The following is a 17,014-nucleotide window of genomic DNA, read 5'->3' as shown; positions in this document are numbered from 1 at the left end:
GCACAACCGACGGCCATGCTGAAAAAAGCCATCGAAAAGATACTGGCTGAGGAAACGTCAGCGGCAACATCATTAGATGGCATGGTCTGCGGGGCGGATGGCTGCCATTTTGCGCAGTAAGGCGGGGGAGCATCATGATTTTATCGTTGCCCGTGACAGGCGTTTTTAACACCAATGCCTACTTTTATATTGATGATGCCACAGGACACGGCTTTTTGCTCGACCCCGGCGCAGAAGCAGATACTCTTTTAGCCGTTATTCGACAAAGAGGATTCGTCATCGAGAAAATTCTGCTCACCCATGGACATTTCGACCACATGGGTGCCGCAGCGCAAATCCAGGATGCACTGTCCATCCCTATCTGTATGCACGAGAGAGGGCGGGAATATACAGAGAATCCTCGTTGGAATCTCTCGGAAGGTTGCGGGCTATATATCAAACTGGATGATGTGAGCTATTTGCCGGACGGGAGCAGGATTGCCCTCGAAAGGAATCCTGTATTTTCTTTGACCATGCACTACGTTCCCGGTCATACTACGGACAGCGTATTCTATTATAGCGCCAAGGACAATGTGGCCTTCGTGGGTGATTCCATTTTCAAGAACAGTTTCGGGCTGACACATTTTCCCGGTGGGGATGAGCAAACATTGATGCAGAGTATCACACAGCGTATACTGAAACTGCCGCAGGAAACCGTCTTGCTGTCCGGACATACGGAACCGACTACGGTGGGGGCAGAACGGGAACGCTCGTGGTATGCGCCATTTTTGAACTGATTTAGGGGAGAAAGACAGAGTGGAAGAAAAATACGAGCTGGCAATGAAACCTATGACCATAGGGAATTTGACATTAAAAAACCGTATCGTTATACCGCCCATCGCAACCTATCAAAGTACAGAGGACGGAAAAGTAACGAGCAAAATGCTGGAGTACTACGGAATGCGGGCAACAGGCAGCAATCTCGCCATGATAATCACGGAACACAGCTACATTGATATTCGCGGCAAGGCGCGAAAGAACCAACTCTCCATCTCCTCCGATGAGGATATTGAGGGATTGAAGCGGCTGGTGGATACCATCCATCAAGGCGGTGCAAAAGCAATGGCGCAACTGAATCATGCCGGCAGTGCCGCACCCTCTGATGTTACAGGAGAAAGGGCAGTAGCTCCGAGCAGCGTGATCCTCCCCGTCTCGCCGATGGTGGGTGACGGAACTGCACCGGAAGAATTGACCGTATCGCAGATTGCTGAAATTGTGGAGCAATTCGCCTGCGCTGCTAAGAGAGCAAAGGCGGCGGGATATGATGGTGTTGAAATCCACTCTGCTCATGCTTATTTGCTGAACCAGTTTTATTCGCCGCTCACCAATCATCGAGAGGATGACTACGGCGGTGACATAGAAAGGAGGCTGCGGATTCATCGGGAGATCATTCAATCTGTTCGTAGTGCCGTCGGCAAAGAATTTATGCTTTCCCTTCGTTTAGGTGGCTGTGACTACGCTGAAGGCGGCAACACGATTGAAGACAGTGTATATGCCAGCAAGGCATTGGCCGATGCCGGAGTGGATATGCTTAACATCACCGGAGGAATGTGTCGCTACACACGGCAAGGGCATAACGAGCCGGGTTATTTTCAGGATATGTCGAGTGCTATAAAAAAAGCTGTCTCCATTCCCGTCATGCTGACGGGGGGAGTTAAGACCTTAGAAGATGCAGAAACTCTCCTAAAAAATAATGCTGCGGACTTGATTGGGGTTGGCAGAGAGATTTTGAAGAATCCGTACTGGCTAATGGAACAAATGGAAAAGTGACAGAACTTGTCCAATTTAGGGGGTGCAAAATCCCCACCGAGGGGGTGCAAATGCACCCCCTTCTCTTTTCCTCAAAGCCTTGTCTCGTGCGGCTTCCGAGGAATACTTGCTTAACGATAGGCAGGGGGGCAGGGGGGTGCAAGGGGGTTCATCGTTATTTTGTATCACTTTGATTGGTAAAGGGGAACTCCTCATCACTATCATGAGCAGCCTGGCACAGGAAGAAAGCCGGAGTATTTCGGAAAACGTCACCTGGGGTCATCGGAAGCGGTTCGCTGACGGCAAGGATCTACCGATGCAACGATAAGTTCAAGAGCCATTGCAAGACACCGCATCTGACAGAGGATGATATCAAGGAAGCCTTCGTCCGGGCCTCCAACCGGCTCATCGAAAACAAAGCGGACGTACTTGACAGCATCACCCTGCTGAAGGAACGGCTCACTGACACAGAAGCCTTGGAAGAGGAGCGGGACAGGCTCAGCACAGATTTGAACCTGCTGGCCGATAAGGTACAGCAACTCATAGCCGAGAATGCGCGGGTGGCACAGAACCAGGATGATTACGACCGGAACTACAACGAACTGGTCAGCCGGTATGAAGCGGTGAAGACGCAGTACGACAAGACCTGTGAAGCTATCCAGTATCGCAAGGCCCGGAGCCGCCAGATGGACAGCTTCATCAAGGAGCTTCGGGAGCAGGAACTCATCAAGGGGTTCGATGCCCGGCTGTGGGGCAGCCTGGTGGACTTCATCACGGTATACAGCAAAGACGATATTCGGGTGACCTTCAAGGACGGGACGGAAATCAGAGCATAAAAAAGTCAGGGCAGTTTGCCAACTGAATGGCAGCTGCCCTGACTTTTTTATATTGCTTTTAACTGGGCGCGCAGTCTGGCTTCCGCTTTGTGATAAATGGTATCCAGAATATCCGCGTCATCTAAGCCCATGATATCAGCTCCTTGTTGTAGATTCCTTTTGTTCCAGTATACCATGATGGCGCAGATTTGTAAGGAAAAGAGTGAACCTGCCTATGCACACGGGGGTGTTCAAAATCCCTGCTATCGTTCGATTGTATCAAATACAGACACCTTTGAGATACAGCGCGCAGCCTGGGGAGGACGAAAGTGGCAGGAAAACGATGCGGAGAGGGAGTGCGTGGAGTATAAAAGGAGTATAAAAGGAGTATGTTTTATCCGATGTACTCCTAAAATACTACTATAAATACGCCGCGTGATGCATATATTTTTTTGCCTTTTACCGATATAATTAAGATAACAAAAAGACAATTGACAATTCCGGAAAAGTCATACAGCCAGTTGATTTCTGTACTTAGGGAAGGAGATTATATCATGTCAAGAGGAACGGCTACGACGTATATGCATACGGGGACAGGAGAAATGTGCTATGAAATGAACAAGGCACTGACCGTACCGGAAACTTTTCCTATTTATTTGTCATCGGCCTATATATTTGATTCTATTGAACCGATGGATAAAATCTGTGATGAAGGGGCACCGGGCTACGCCTATTTCCGTCTGGGAAACCCTAATTCTGATGCGGCATCGCGTATTCTGGCAGCGGGCGATGGAACGGAAACGGGCCTGGTCTTTTCTTCCGGCATGGCGGCTATCACCACATCGCTTCTGGCCGTGCTCAGACCGGGAGACCATGTACTGGCTTCTCCTGTGCTGTACGGGGAAACGTTCTATTTCTTAAAACATGAACTTTCCAAGTGGGGCGTCGAAACGACGTTCATCGATTTCGATACACAGAAACCGGAAGACTACATCAAGCCCAATACGAAAGTTATTTACGGGGAAACCATTGCCAATCCGCTCATGTCCGTCCCGGATCTGGGGCATCTGGCAGACGTGGCCCATGACAACGGCGCCTTGCTCTTTATCGACAACACTTTTGCTACGTCCATCGTGGCCAAGCCGGCAAAATTCGGCGCCGACCTCGTTTTGTACAGCGCGACGAAATACCTGGGCGGCCATGACGATATCGTAGGCGGCGCGGCGCTGGGATCGAAAAAACTGATCGATACGATCCGCTTCTATCTCGGCCTGTACGGCGGCAATCTGGGTGCGACGGAATCGTGGCTCCTGGCACGCAGTCTGCGGACACTGCCGCTGCGCGTCCAGAAGATGAGCCAGAACGGCCTGGCTCTGGCAAAGTTCTTTGAACACCATCCGAAAGTAGAAAAAGTCTATTATCCGGGCCTGGATTCGTCTCCCAGCAAGGCTTTGGCAGACAAGCAGTTTGAAGGCAATGGATACGGCGGCATGCTCAGCGTCAATTTCAAAGGCGGAATGGAACTGATCGACAAACTCATTGCCAATCTGAAATTGGTCCATTTCGTACCGACTCTGGCCGGTACGTGCACGACTCTGACCTATCCGCCGAAAGCATCCCACCGTGACCTTTCGGCCGATGAACTGGCGGCAATTGGCATCACGTACGGCCAGATCCGCCTGTCTTCCGGACTGGAAGACACAAACGATTTGCTGAACGATTTCGATCAGGCTCTGGAAAAATTATAAGTTCTGTTTTGTGGTACGGCATCCGGCCCGGACGGGCTGCGGGACTGAAGGGCCGGGTGCGGCTTATAAGGAGGTATGTATGATGAGTGGCAATTCTTCTCCCGGTAATGGCAGTATCAAGATTCTCGATATTTTTATCCTCGGTTTTGCTTTCTTCGCTACCTACTTTGGGGCAGGCAACCTGATTTTCCCGCCCCAGCTGGGCCTCAATAGCGGGTCTGCCGTATTTGCCGGCCTGTCGGGCCTGACGCTTTCCGGTATTTTTCTTCCTATTTTTACGTTGGTTGTCATTGGTCTGAACGGCGATGTCCATGCTATCACCGATCACGTCGGCAAGTATACGTACAATGTCCTGCTGGCGGCGCTGATGTTTGTGTGCACCTTCGTTTCCATTCCCCGGACCTGTGCTACGGCTATCCAGCTCGGCGTACAGGGCAATGTGCCGGGGGCGCCATTCATTCCACTGGTCATCATATATTTCATTATATGCTTCTTCTTTGTCAAAGATAAGAATAACGTCATGGACCGCATGGGCCGGTATCTGACGCCGCTTCTGGCACTCATCCTGGTCGTCGTTTCCATCATGGGTATCGTCCATCCTCTGGGAACGCCGATTGAACCACAGGTAGCCAAACCGTTCGTCAATGCCTTCCTGGGCGGATATAATACAGGCGATGTCCTGGTCAGCTTTATCATGGCAGCCGTATTCATCAGCTCTATCAAGGGCAAAGGCTACACGACCATTGCCCAGCGCAATAAAGTCCTCATCTATTGTGGCATCGTCGCCTTCGTCCTGCTTCTCATCATTTACGGGTCGCTGTTGTATATGGGCGCCTGTGTCAGTGGTGACTACCCGCAGTCTATCGGCCGGGCGGAACTGCTCGTCGCCATCATCCAGCGCGTTGGCACGTGGGTCATGGTACCCATGGGCATCGCTGTCGTACTGGCCTGTCTGACTACGGCAATCGGCCAGGTAGCGGCGGTTGCGGAATTTACCAGCACCATGACCGGCAAAGTCAGTTATAAGAAAGTTGCTATCGTATGCAGCATCCTTTCGGCTCTTACGGCTCTCCTTGGCGTCGATGGCATCGTCACCTACGTCGGCTGGATTTTCGGCGTATGCTATCCGCCGTGCCTGGCACTGCTTGTCCTGGGCGTATTGGTCAAAGTCGTGCCGAATGACGGGGCCTACAAGGGATCGGTATATCTGGTTACTATTTATGCGCTGATAGAATCACTGCCGGGCCTGTCCGGTCTTGGCTTTGCTAAAGCTATCGTGGCAGCAACGCCGCTTTCGACCTTTGGCTTCGGTTGGATTACGCCGTTTATCATCGGCTTTGTCGCAGGATCTTTGATTTATAAAGCGACGGGACATGGTAAAGCCGCTGTAAGGACAGTGGGAGAATAAGTAATATGAAGAGGGGGATATGAACATGAGTTTAAGTGTATTGCGCCATCCTGATTTTGACAGGACAAAATACGGACCGTCTACGGTCAACATTCATGCTGGTGAACCGCGGGATGCCTACGGTGCCTTAGTGCCACCGATTTATCAGACTTCGACCTTTTATTTCGACTCGACAGATGATGCGGTCAAAGCCTGTGACGATTATGCCGAAAGTTTTGCCTACAGCCGTATTACCAATCCCAGCAACGATTATTTTGAAAAAAAGATAGCCGCTGCCGAACATGGACTCGGTGCCGTGTCATATGCATCGGGGATGGGTGCCGTGGCAGGGGCCATCTTCATGAGTGTACGCGCCGGTGACCATGCGCTGTTCTGCAAGGCCAAGTATTCCGGTACAGAAGATATTACCCGTGATTTCCTGCCCCGGTTCGGCGTCGAAGTGGGGGACTTTGATCCGCAGAATCTGGAAACGCTGAAGGATGGCATCAAAGACAATACGAAACTCATTTACGTCGAATCGCCGGCAAACCCGACCATGGTCATGGCTGACATTGCGGCTATTTCGGCCATCGCTCATGAACACGGCATCAAAGTCGGTGTTGATAACACCTTTGCCACGCCGTACAACACGAATCCTCTCGACCTGGGCGCCGACTGGGTCGTACAGAGCGTGACCAAGTACATCGGCGGGCACGGCGATCTTCTGGGAGGAGCCGTCATCTCCAATGATGAAGGATTCCTGCGCGACTGCCGCCTCGGTACGCTCATGCACTTTGGTGCCGTCATGGCACCGCAAATCGCCTTTCTGGCCACGCGGGGACTCAAGACGCTGGCCGTGCGTATGAAACAATATAATACCAATGCACTTCAGATTGCACAGTATCTGGAACAGCACCCGAAAATTGACATCGTCCGCTATCCCTTCCTGCCATCTAATCCGCAGTATGAACTGGCGAAACGGCAGATGCGCGGTGGTGGAGGCATGCTGAGTTTCGATGTCAAAGGCGGACTGGAAGCGGGCAAGACGTTCATCAACCATCTTAAATTGTGTACGCTGGCCGTCAGCCTGGGGGATACGGAAACACTGGTAGAACAGGCTGCAGCCATGACCCATACCATGATTCCCAGAGAAGTACGGGAAGCGGCCGGCATTACGGACGGCATGATACGCATGTCAGTCGGTCTGGAAGACCCGGAAGACATCATCGCCGATCTGGACCAGGCCCTGGCTGTGGTCTGACCGGGACGGATATCGGCGGGATTACATTATTTTATCCAGGCGTACATGAGGCTGCAACAACAGGACTTATCCGGTTCATGCTGTTGCAGCCTCTTTAGTATATTTTCTATTACCTTTATTTAATTTATTCTTAAAATATATAAAGCCAACGGATATTTACTGAGAGAAGCATAGGAAAACATGCAAAAAAGGATTGCCGCACCATGATGTGTGACAATCCTTTTTTGCTGTCCTGCCAGGTGGATAGGGCTGGCAGGGCCATTGGATATGTTTAGTATATGGCAAAACGCCGGCCGGATATTCCGGCGTCTGCAAACGGTGTTATAAGTAAATGTATTCGCTCGTAATCGGCTGGAGCCCCATGCCTTTAATGGCGGCGTACATTTCATCGAAGGGACGGTTATCCGTGATTTCAAACTGTTCATCGCCTTTTTCACTGCCGTCATCTTCCAGATGGCCGCCAATGCCGACACAGACGCTGGCCGATACTTTGGTAGCAGCGATTTTCATGATGGCGTTGCGGTATTTGGCGCTTTCCCGGCTGGAAACGACGATGGAAGCGTAAGGCAGAAACAGGCGGTAGGCACAGATAATCTGGGTCAGTTTCCGTTCGTCTACGTCCTTCGGGTTGATTTTATCGTTGTTGATAATCGGGCACAGGCGCGGGCAGGAAAGGGAAATTTCCGCATGGGGATATTTCCGTTGCATCAGATAGGCGTGCATGCCCGTTGCCACAGCGTCTTTCTGGTAGTCATCGAGACCTAAGAGAGCGGCGAAGCCGACGCCGCGCATGCCGCCGAGGATAGCCCGTTCCTGGGAATAGAAACGGTATGGGAAAATACGCTTGTTGCCTGCCAGGTGCAGTGTTTCGTACTTATCGGAATTGTACGTTTCCTGGAAGACCGTGACGTAATCGGCGCCGCATTCGTGGAGGTATTTGTAATCATCGGAATTGACCGGGTAGATTTCCATGTTGATGGCACGGAAATACTGACGGGCGATTTTCACGGCATTGCCGATGTATTTGATGTCGCTCATCTTGGGGCTTTCTCCAGTGAGCATGATGACTTCTTCAATGCCGGCATCGGCGATGTTTTTGCATTCCCGGTGCAGTTCTTCGTCAGACAGGCGGGCCCGCTTGATTTTGTTATGGGAATTGAAGCCGCAGTAGATACAGTAGTTGTCGCAGTAGTTGGCAAAATAAATCGGCGTGATGACAGAAATGTTATTGCCAAAATGGCGGCGCGTGACGATATGGGCTTTCTGGGCCATTTCTTCCAGGTAGGGAGCAGCGGCCGTAGAGAGAAGTGCCATGAAATCATGCGGATCGAGGCGCATCTTGCTGAGGGCCAGTTCGACGTCTTTGCCGGTAAAATCTTCATTGCGGAAGGCATCGTGGTATTTTAAGACCTGGCTGAGCATGTCCGAATCGAGCACTTCCATGCCGGGCAGATATTTCATATGATCAATACGTTTCTGTTCCATGAAAAAGCCCCCTTAGTCGCCTAAAAATCCTGTGAGCGGATCAGAAGCCGAAGCCGTTTCCCGTACACGGCCCATACCAGCCAGATAAGCGGCACGACCGGCTTCGATGGCTTTGCGGAATGCCTGGGCCATGAGCGGCAGGTTGCCGGCTGTGGCGATAGCCGTATTGGCCATGATGGCGGCAGCGCCCATTTCCATGGCTTCGCAGGCCTGGGACGGACGGCCGATACCGGCATCGACGATGATGGGCAGGTCGATTTCATCGATGAGTATCTGGATGAAATCGCGGGTGCTCAGGCCTTTGTTGGTACCGATAGGAGAGGCCAGGGGCATGATGGCAGCGGCGCCGGCATCGACGAGCGCCCGGGCGGCGTACAGGTCGGGATACATATAGGGCAGGACGATAAACCCTTCTTTGGCGAGTATTTCCGTCGCTTTAATCGTTTCGGCATTATCAGGAAGCAGGTATTTGGAATCGCGCATGACTTCGATTTTAATGAAATCACCGCAGCCGATTTCACGGGAAAGGCGGGCGATGCGGACGGCTTCTTCGGCCGTGCGGGCGCTCGACGTATTCGGCAGGAGGGTTACGCCTTTGGGAATAAAATCGAGGATATTGTCTTTCTGTCCGGCTTCTACACGGCGCAGGGCCATGGTGACGATTTGGGCGCCTGCCTGATCGACGGCGGCTTTGATCAGATCGACTGAAAATTTACCGGAACCTAAGATAAAGCGGGATGTGAATTCATGACCGCCAAGTACGAGTTTGTCATCATTTTCCATGGGAATCACTCCTTGATTCATAATATAAGATAAGAACGCCGTATGCTGTCTGTATCAGCCGCCTCCTACGAAATGGACGATTTCCATGGAATCGCCATCGTGGAGGGTTACGGCGGCATACGTCTTGCGCGGTACGATAGCACCGTTTAGTTCAATGGCGATGCGGTCGCAGCGATAACCTTCCTGTTCGAGGAAGGCCTGCAAATTCTGCCCGGCCGCGGCTACATCATTGCCGTTTATCCTGACCATGCTGAGTCTCCTTTCCGCGTGGGGAATAGAAAAATAAAGAGACCGCACGAAGAATTACACCCAAGGTGGTGTACCCCTTCGTGCGGCCTCTTCCGGTCTCACTCTACGTCCCATTATAGTGAAATATGAAAAAATGTCAATGTGTAATTTGTCACATATAACAGCTGTTACAAAAATTTTACGTAAAAATTTTATCGTCATCTCCTGTTGTAGTATAATATTTATAACGATAGCGAAACAGACAGGGGGACTGTACATGGGCCGGAAAGCAAGTGGCAACTGGATGAATATTGCGCAGCATTTTTATTGGAGTGATGAACAGCTGCAGTATTTTGCAGCGTCCTTCCGGCAGCAGCTGGAAGCGGCAGAAGCAGGTGATCCATCGTCTCTTTCAGCGTTGCCGTCCTATATGGATCTGCCAGATGGCAGCGAGAAGGGTACGTATCTGGCCCTGGATTTCGGCGGGACCAATGTGCGCGCTTCCCGTATCCGTCTTTTGGGCGGGCACTGCTTTATTATTGATAAAATTGTCTCTCATCCTTTGCGGAAAGAAGGAGAATACGATTATACGACGAAGGAGACGCGGGCAGAGGAGCTTTTTGATTTTATCGCGGCTACTGTAGAGGAAGCGGCCGGAGGCAATGTGGACTGTGCCCTGGGACATACCTTTTCCTATGAAGTCAGCCAGTCCGACTGTCACGACGCGCGCCTGGTACAGTGGTCTAAGGAAATGGCCGTTGCCGGCGTGGAAGGAAATTGGATCAACCAATTGCTGAAAGAGGCGCTCCGGCGCCGCGGTCTCGACCGGATCCGTCCGGCAGCGCTGATTAATGATACGACAGCCGTGCTCATGGCTGCAGCTTATCAATACCGCCATACCCATATTGGCGTCATTTGCGGGACGGGGTTTAATATTTGTTATTACGAACCAGAGAAGTCCATGGTCATCAACCTGGAAGCGGGTGATTTCGATGGGATGCCGCGAAATCAATGGGATGAACGGGTAGACGAAGCGACGCGCTTTCCCGGTCACCACATGCTGGAAAAAATGGTCAGTGGCGCCTATCTCGGTTCTATCTATAGAGAGACATTGAAGACGTATTTTGATACGGACGATATCCCGCCGTGCACGACACCGGAAATGAACCGCATTGTAACGGCTGGCAATCCCGATGATGCCCGCCTGCGCCTGAGCCGCCTGCTGAACCGCATCGTCGCTCCCGCTGATGTAGAGCCGCTGCGCAATCTGGCCGGGACGATTCTCGTGCGGACGGCACAGCTTTCCGGCGCTGCCTGCTATGGAATCCTGCAGCATCTGTATCCTAAAGGCCATATTTCCCGCCAGTCCATTGCCATTGAGGGGGGGCTCCTGAGTCATATCCGCGGAGGGCTCCTCATGTTTGACGATGCCCTGTATGGCTGTGCGGCCCGGCGGGGTCATTCCCGGCAGCAGGGGATTCCCGTGGAAGCGGCACTGGTCTATGATGGCCCGTCGGTCGGGGCAGCCATTGCAGCGGCCGTAGCTGACAGCTGATGCCATACGGTCCGGTTTGTCGGCATTTCTCCTATAAATGTGCCTGTCAGCTCTTTTCACCAGAACTGTTTTTCGATACAATAAAGGGTAGGCTTATCGTAAATTTGCCTTGATTATTACCGGGGGACCTATGCTGCAAATCGACACTCTTAGCAAAATACCGTACTATGTACAAATATATGCCTATTACCGCGATGAAATTACGGCCCGCCGGATGCCGGCAGGGATGAAGATGGCTTCAGTGCGCGAACTATCCCAACGGGCCGGCGTCAGCAAGATGACCGTCGAAAAGGCCTATTACCAGCTTGCCAGTGAAGGATACATCATCCGCCGGACCAAGGCGCGGTATGAAGTAGCCGATATTGCCTTTCCGCAGAAAAAAGAACGGCCCGTGTACCGTCAGCCGGAAAAGCAGGAAATACAGCCGCCGGTCGTCTATGATTTTGGCAGCGGGGACATGGATATGGAACGCTTTCCTATGATGGTCTGGCGCAAGCTGATGAACCGCGTCCTGAGTGAGCCGGCATATCTTCTGGCCAATCAGGATGAACAGGGAGCACCTGTCCTGCGGCAGGCGCTGAGTGAATATGTCTACCAGAGCCGCGGCGTCCATGCCGATCCGGAGGCGATACTGATCGGTTCGGGAACCATTCCGCTTCTGGCCGTCCTTGCCAGTCTGCTCCGGCCCGATTATGAGTGTATCGCCGTGGAAGAGCCGGGATTCCGCCTGGGAAGGGAACTATTCCGCAGCCGCGGATTTTCGCTGCAGCCCGTACCGGTGCGGGACGGGCTGTTGTCTATGGATATATTGGAACGGAGCGGGGCGCGTCTGGTATATGTCAGTCCGTCCCACCAGTTCCCTACGGGAACAGTCATGCCGGCCGGTATGCGCTACGACCTGCTTCACTGGGCAGGCGACCACGATGGCATGATCGTCGAAGATGATTATGACAGTGAACTGCGCTATTACGGCCGTCCCGTGCCTGCCTTGCAGGGAATGGACAAGGCAGGCCGCGTCATCTACATGGGGGCACTGTCCAAAGTGCTGCCGCCATTTGTGCGTCTTAGTTACATGGTCCTTCCGCCACCGCTTCTTGGCAGGTATCGGCAGAGCCGCGCCCTGTTCCGCCAGGGCGCTTCTGTGCTGGAACAGTGTGTCCTTGCCGAATATATCCGCAGCGGAGAACTGGCCCGGCAGGTGCGGCGCCTGCGCAAAGACTATCAGGAAAAAGGGGAGATCATGGAGCGTTTCCTCGTGAAAGCCTTTGGGGACCGCATCCGCGTCAGCCGTATCGTATCGGGCGTCTATTGTCACATTACCCTGAAAAGCCCCGATACGGAAGACATATTATTGAAAAAGGCAGCGAAAAAAGGCTGCCGCGTCTTATCGGTGCAATCCTTTTATGAAAACCGGAATCTGGAGACGGAAAAAGAATTTCTTCTGAGCTTTTCCAAAATTCCCGGCTGTCAGCTGAAAGACGCTGTGGAGGCACTAAAAACAGCCTGGTCAGAGAAAGAGGGAGACTAATGGCCAAAAGTTTACGTTTTATACATTGCGGGGACCTGCATCTGGGCAGTCCCTTTCATGATATCGCCATGGTCGATGAACGCTGGCAGCGTATCGTCGGCAAGGCACCGGTCCGGGCGTTTCAGAAAATCGTCCAGACGGCGATTGATAAAGAAGTCGATGCCGTCCTTATTGCCGGCGACGTCTATACCAGCAGCAGCCACAACCTGACGGCGCAGCTCGATTATGTACGCCTCCTGCACAAGCTGGCCCAGCACCATATACAGGTCTTTGCCGTACTGGGCAATCACGACCCGCTGGATGCCTGGAAGGCACGGATTCCCTTTCCGCCCAACGTACATGTTTTTGGCACGGAAAAGGTCGAACGGATCCCCCTCATCGTAGACGGGGAAGAAATAGCCGCTGTCTACGGGCAGAGCTATGCCAAGAGCGAGCAGCGGGACAATCTGGCCTGGAATTTCCGCCGGACTGCGGCTGACCGTTATGCCATCGGCCTGCTGCACACTCAGGTCGGCAGTGCCCAGTCGCCGTATGCCCCGTGCAGCATGACGGACCTGCAGGAAAGCGGCATGGATTACTGGGCTCTGGGCCACGTGCACAAGCACCAGGTCCTGTCAGAGAAGCCTTATGTCGTATATGCCGGCAATCCCCAGGGACTCGATTGTACAGAAACGGGGCCGCGGGGCTGTTATTACGTGGAAGTAGGCCCGTACGGGACGGTACATATGGAATTCATCGATACGAGCATCGTCCGCTGGGAAACGGCCGACGTGCCCATCGATAACGCCGAGTCGGTTTCGGAGCTGCGCGATGCCGTGCGCTTTACCAAAGAAAAAGTGCGCCGGGAATGTGGCAAGCCCACTTTCCTGACGATAAATTTTACCGGGTCGGGCAGTATGTACCAGGTCATCAATAACCCGGAAGCGACACAGTACTGGATCGATGCCTGGCGGGAAGAAGAAGCCGGCAAATACGCCTTCGTCATGGTACAGCGCCTGCGCAACATGGCCCGTCCCAAAATCAATGCCGGCGAACGGAGCAAACTGCCCGATACGGTAGGGGACTACCTCAACGTATCGGACAAGCTCGATGCACTGCCGCAGGATGAAAAAATGAAAGTCCTGCGCGATATCTTGTCACAGCGGCCGGAATTTGAACGCCTGGGAGCGTATGGCCGGAGCATTTCCGACGAACGGCTCCTGGAAGCGTTTGAAAAAGCCAAATGGCTGGGCATGCAGAAGCTGCTGGAAGATAGAAGAGGATAAGATATGAAGATTATACAGATGAATTTAGATGATTTCGGTATTTACCATAATGTTTCCTGGGTGCCGCCGGAAAAAGGCCTGATCGTCATGCATGGTCAGAACGAAAGCGGCAAGACGACGCTGATGAAATACGTGCGCTCCATGTTTTTCGGCTATCCACGGGGAGAATGGAAAGGGTACTTCGGCCACATGGATATCCGCCGGGAAGACGGCCATGAATACCGGATTTACCGCAATGAAAAAGAATCGTATATCGCCGATGGCGACGAAGTAATCCATGAAGAACCGTCCGCACTCTGGTGGCACAGCCTGGAACGGGGTACGTATGATAAGATTTTTGCCATGGGACTCGAGGACCTGCAGGGATTCAAGATTCTCTCCAACGAGGAAGTACGGAGTCATTTCTTCAGCATCGAAAGCGGCGTTCGCATGGGAGCGGTCCGCCGTGATTTTATGCGGCAGATGGGAGAACTGCTCGTAGCATCCCATCAGGGCAAGAAGCCCATCAATAACCTGTTGCAGGAACAGCGCGAATTCGACCGTAAAATCCATGAATTGTCCTACGATGAAGAAGAATTTGCATCCTTGCAGGAAAAGGAACAACAGACCCATGAAATTGAGAAACGGCTGCGCCTGAGCATAGAAGAAACGAAGCAGCAGATCGAAAAGGTAGCTATGCCGCTGGCTGCCTGGGACGTGTATAAGCGGGGGCAGGATGCCATGAAGCACATGCAGGAACTGGCCGACGTATCGCAGTTCCCTGCCGATGGTGCCCAGCGCTGGGAAGAGCTGGAACAGAAAATCCGGGACATCAATGAAAAAATAAAAGAACTGGAAGCGGCCAGCCGCAAGGGACCGGCCTTCAAGCAGGAATGGAACCGCTGGGTCATCTGCGGCTCCCAGATTGATGAGCTGTATCACAATATGCCCCAGTGGCAGCAGGGGCAGGAAGAACTGGCAGACCATGAGGATAAGGAAATGGACTGGCAGTACGATGAAAATAAGTACAGTCAGACTCTGGCCGGCTGGACGGAAGGAACACTTCCAGAACAGGCCGACTGGAACCGGGCCCTGACTCTGGCCCGCAATCTGGAAACGTACACCAGGGAAGAAGAAAAGTGGCAGGCAGCCCGTCCTAAAGATGTCAGTGCCTCTCTGGATACGGGCAATGCCGACGGGCCGCAGCGGACGCCGGAAGAATGGAAGGAACTGGGAAAATCAGTCGTCACCATTCAGGATACGCTCATAGAACGGGAAAAGACTCAGGAACTGCTGCGGCTGCTGAAGGAAGACCCGGCAGAAACGAGCCATGGATTCCTGGCGCTGGGCCTGCTCTTTCTGCTGGCTGCGGCGGGACTTGCGGCTTCGGTCGTCCTGTATGATTTTGATCTCATGATGGCCGGCGGCGCGGCTGTCCTGTGTGTACTGCTGGCTCTTGCCGCTTTTGCCAAACAGCGTTCGGACGGGCGGCGCGTGCCCCGGCGCATCGGCGAACTGGAGGGTCAGCTGGCTACCTTACAGACCCGCCTTTCAGCCATGGCCGATGATGCGGGCCTGGAAATTTCTACGGACGAAGACAATGCGGCCTGGAATCAGATGCTCGACGGCGTCCGCAAGGAATACATGGACTGGAAGACGAGAGAGTCCCAGGATGCCTGGAAAAAGGAACAGCAGGTCATGTACGACGCCATTTACCAGAAATGGGAACAGGAAGGAAAAGGCTGGGAAGATAAACTGGGAAACTGCCGCAGTGCCTGGAAAACCTGGCAGCAGACGACGGGATTTACTAAACTGGAAACGGGCGATGTCCAGGCTGCCAAAGAAGCCTGGGATGCATACCAGCATGCCCGCACGTCCCTGAAGGACTGGAAGAAGCGCAAAGAAGATATCCTGACCCGTATCAGCCGTCTGAAGGATAGTGCTGAACAGATTTTCCGCGAAGTCGGCGTCAGTGAAGACGTATCGCCAGAAGGCATCGAGCGGGTTTATCAGATGTGGCAGAAAATCCGCGTCCAGGCAGAAGTGGCCCGCGAACAGGACCGGCAGCAGGAAGAAAAGAAGAAAGAACTGGCAAAATGTCAGAAGGAACGGGATATACGCCGCCATCAGGAAGCAGAAATCCTGAAGGAAACGGGCTCCCAGACGGCAGGAGAATTTCGCAGCAAAATCTTGAAATTCCGTCAGTTCCACCAGTATAAAGAAGTATACGAACAATCGGAAGCCCACATCAAGCTCATCGCCAAGACGCCGAAGAACCTGGCCCAGCTCCGCCATGAATTAAAGATACACGACTGCCAGACCTGGAAAGACGAAAAGGCATACTATGAACGTAAGATAGCCGATACGGAAAAGAAACTGGCCGCAGTGGCCGAAAAGAGAGGCAGCATCGTCGAACGGCTCAGCCAGATGGCAAAGAGCGAAGAAGCGGGACGGCTGCTGCAGGAAAAGCAGAACAGGAAAACGGAACTCGACAGGAAGACCGATGACTGGCTGACCTTCTTATATGCCCAGTATATGCTCGGCGAAGCCCAGAATTATTACGAACGGGTTCGCCAGCCTCTGGTAATCCGCCAGGCCGGCGATTATCTCCACCTCATGACCCAGGGCCGGTATACGCTCCAGGCCAGTTTTGACGGGCGGCAGCTCTATGCCGTCGACGGGACGGGCCGGCGCATTCCCGAAAAGGAATGGAGCAGCGGCACGGGCGACCAGGTATATCTGGCCATCCGCATGAGTCTGGCCATGGCCTTTTCCAAACAGATCGAACCGATGCCGATCATTCTCGACGATATCCTCGTCCGCTTCGATGAACAACGGCAGAAAGAAGCCATCCGCTTCCTGGCCGATCTGGGCAGGAAAGAACAGATATTCCTCTTCACCTGTTCCATGGAAACGAGGAAACTGGCAGAAGAAGTGCAGAAACTGCTGGCAGGAGAAACGGATACGATTCATCTGTTTGAAATTGAACAGGGGACAATTGCGTCAGCGTAATGGACAAAAAACAGAAAAATTAGTTTGTGCTTACGAACAGGGAGAAATTTGTATTTATGCAAATTTCTCCTTTTTTCATGAGATTAAATTTTACTATGCGAAAACAATAAAGCTTATTTTACCATATGGTAGAGAATTACCGTTACTTAAACGTTTAATTTAATGGAAGAATTTTTTTGA

Annotated in this window: 14 protein-coding genes; 11 read left to right on the top strand and 3 right to left on the bottom strand. The window is 52.6% G+C overall.

Annotated elements, in window-relative coordinates; translation table 11 throughout:
* The first annotated feature begins 134 nt into the window (after positions 1–134).
* From B2U90_RS07325 to B2U90_RS07295, 7 genes are all read left to right on the top strand, one after another.
* Positions 135–776: an MBL fold metallo-hydrolase gene (locus B2U90_RS07325; RefSeq protein ID WP_169012996.1), complete on the top strand. Its 642-nt coding sequence runs from the start codon at positions 135–137 to the stop codon at positions 774–776.
* Positions 777–795: 19 nt separating this feature from the next.
* The gene (locus tag B2U90_RS07320) at positions 796–1,809 is read left to right on the top strand and encodes an NADH:flavin oxidoreductase (protein WP_292017509.1); all 1,014 of its coding nucleotides are present in this window, start codon (positions 796–798) and stop codon (positions 1,807–1,809) included.
* 136 nt (positions 1,810–1,945) lie between these two features.
* Positions 1,946–2,116, top strand: a complete 171-nt coding sequence (locus tag B2U90_RS07315) for a hypothetical protein (protein WP_292017508.1) — start codon at positions 1,946–1,948, stop codon at positions 2,114–2,116.
* A gap of 232 nt (positions 2,117–2,348) precedes the next feature.
* A complete protein-coding gene (locus B2U90_RS07310; protein ID WP_292017507.1) occupies positions 2,349–2,624 on the top strand; it encodes a hypothetical protein in 276 nt (91 codons plus the stop codon).
* 533 nt (positions 2,625–3,157) lie between these two features.
* Positions 3,158–4,351, top strand: a complete 1,194-nt coding sequence (locus B2U90_RS07305; RefSeq protein WP_292017506.1) for a trans-sulfuration enzyme family protein — start codon at positions 3,158–3,160, stop codon at positions 4,349–4,351.
* Between the two features lie 79 nt (positions 4,352–4,430).
* Positions 4,431–5,759, top strand: a complete 1,329-nt coding sequence (locus B2U90_RS07300) for a branched-chain amino acid transport system II carrier protein (RefSeq protein ID WP_292017505.1) — start codon at positions 4,431–4,433, stop codon at positions 5,757–5,759.
* Positions 5,760–5,784: 25 nt separating this feature from the next.
* On the top strand, positions 5,785–6,999 hold the full coding sequence (locus tag B2U90_RS07295) for a trans-sulfuration enzyme family protein (RefSeq protein WP_292017504.1): 1,215 nt from the start codon (positions 5,785–5,787) through the stop codon (positions 6,997–6,999).
* Between the two features lie 321 nt (positions 7,000–7,320).
* On the opposite strand, the gene thiH is transcribed toward B2U90_RS07295, so the two are convergent.
* The 3 genes from thiH to thiS are packed head-to-tail and all read right to left on the bottom strand — an operon-like array spanning position 7,321 to position 9,516.
* The gene (gene thiH, locus B2U90_RS07290) at positions 7,321–8,484 is read right to left on the bottom strand and encodes a 2-iminoacetate synthase ThiH (protein WP_059076521.1); all 1,164 of its coding nucleotides are present in this window, start codon (positions 8,482–8,484) and stop codon (positions 7,321–7,323) included.
* 12 nt (positions 8,485–8,496) lie between these two features.
* Complete coding sequence (locus tag B2U90_RS07285; RefSeq protein WP_059076522.1) at positions 8,497–9,267, bottom strand: thiazole synthase; 771 nt, start codon at positions 9,265–9,267, stop codon at positions 8,497–8,499.
* A 54-nt stretch (positions 9,268–9,321) separates the two neighbouring features.
* Complete coding sequence (gene thiS / locus B2U90_RS07280) at positions 9,322–9,516, bottom strand: sulfur carrier protein ThiS (protein ID WP_059076523.1); 195 nt, start codon at positions 9,514–9,516, stop codon at positions 9,322–9,324.
* A gap of 256 nt (positions 9,517–9,772) precedes the next feature.
* On the opposite strand from thiS, the gene B2U90_RS07275 reads away from it, so the two are divergent.
* The 4 genes from B2U90_RS07275 to B2U90_RS07260 all read left to right on the top strand — a co-directional run bounded on the left by B2U90_RS07275 (position 9,773) and on the right by B2U90_RS07260 (position 16,834).
* Positions 9,773–11,050, top strand: a complete 1,278-nt coding sequence (locus B2U90_RS07275; protein WP_113856394.1) for a hexokinase — start codon at positions 9,773–9,775, stop codon at positions 11,048–11,050.
* A 130-nt stretch (positions 11,051–11,180) separates the two neighbouring features.
* On the top strand, positions 11,181–12,578 hold the full coding sequence (locus tag B2U90_RS07270) for a PLP-dependent aminotransferase family protein (protein ID WP_059076525.1): 1,398 nt from the start codon (positions 11,181–11,183) through the stop codon (positions 12,576–12,578).
* Positions 12,578–13,843 carry a metallophosphoesterase family protein gene (locus B2U90_RS07265; RefSeq protein ID WP_075581613.1) on the top strand — a complete coding sequence of 422 codons (1,266 nt, stop codon included), beginning with the start codon at positions 12,578–12,580 and terminating at the stop codon, positions 13,841–13,843. Before B2U90_RS07270 ends, B2U90_RS07265 begins: the two co-directional genes overlap by 1 nt.
* 3 nt (positions 13,844–13,846) lie before the next feature.
* Positions 13,847–16,834, top strand: a complete 2,988-nt coding sequence (locus tag B2U90_RS07260; RefSeq protein WP_150824727.1) for an AAA family ATPase — start codon at positions 13,847–13,849, stop codon at positions 16,832–16,834.
* The last annotated feature ends 180 nt before the right edge of the window (positions 16,835–17,014 follow it).

Source organism: Megasphaera sp. UBA4233 (assembly GCF_002395615.1).
GTDB lineage: Bacteria > Bacillota > Negativicutes > Veillonellales > Megasphaeraceae > Megasphaera > Megasphaera hexanoica.
This window is presented reverse-complemented; position numbering and strand designations above follow the sequence as displayed.

Coding starts and splice junctions, on each gene's coding strand:
- B2U90_RS07260 (WP_150824727.1), top strand. CDS start 13,847: ATGAAGATTATACAGATGAATTTAGATGATTTCGGTATTTACCATAAT.
- B2U90_RS07305 (WP_292017506.1), top strand. CDS start 3,158: ATGTCAAGAGGAACGGCTACGACGTATATGCATACGGGGACAGGAGAA.
- B2U90_RS07300 (WP_292017505.1), top strand. CDS start 4,431: ATGATGAGTGGCAATTCTTCTCCCGGTAATGGCAGTATCAAGATTCTC.
- thiS (WP_059076523.1), bottom strand. CDS start 9,516: ATGGTCAGGATAAACGGCAATGATGTAGCCGCGGCCGGGCAGAATTTG.
- B2U90_RS07295 (WP_292017504.1), top strand. CDS start 5,785: ATGAGTTTAAGTGTATTGCGCCATCCTGATTTTGACAGGACAAAATAC.
- B2U90_RS07275 (WP_113856394.1), top strand. CDS start 9,773: ATGGGCCGGAAAGCAAGTGGCAACTGGATGAATATTGCGCAGCATTTT.
- B2U90_RS07285 (WP_059076522.1), bottom strand. CDS start 9,267: ATGGAAAATGATGACAAACTCGTACTTGGCGGTCATGAATTCACATCC.
- B2U90_RS07270 (WP_059076525.1), top strand. CDS start 11,181: ATGCTGCAAATCGACACTCTTAGCAAAATACCGTACTATGTACAAATA.
- B2U90_RS07325 (WP_169012996.1), top strand. CDS start 135: ATGATTTTATCGTTGCCCGTGACAGGCGTTTTTAACACCAATGCCTAC.
- B2U90_RS07265 (WP_075581613.1), top strand. CDS start 12,578: ATGGCCAAAAGTTTACGTTTTATACATTGCGGGGACCTGCATCTGGGC.
- thiH (WP_059076521.1), bottom strand. CDS start 8,484: ATGGAACAGAAACGTATTGATCATATGAAATATCTGCCCGGCATGGAA.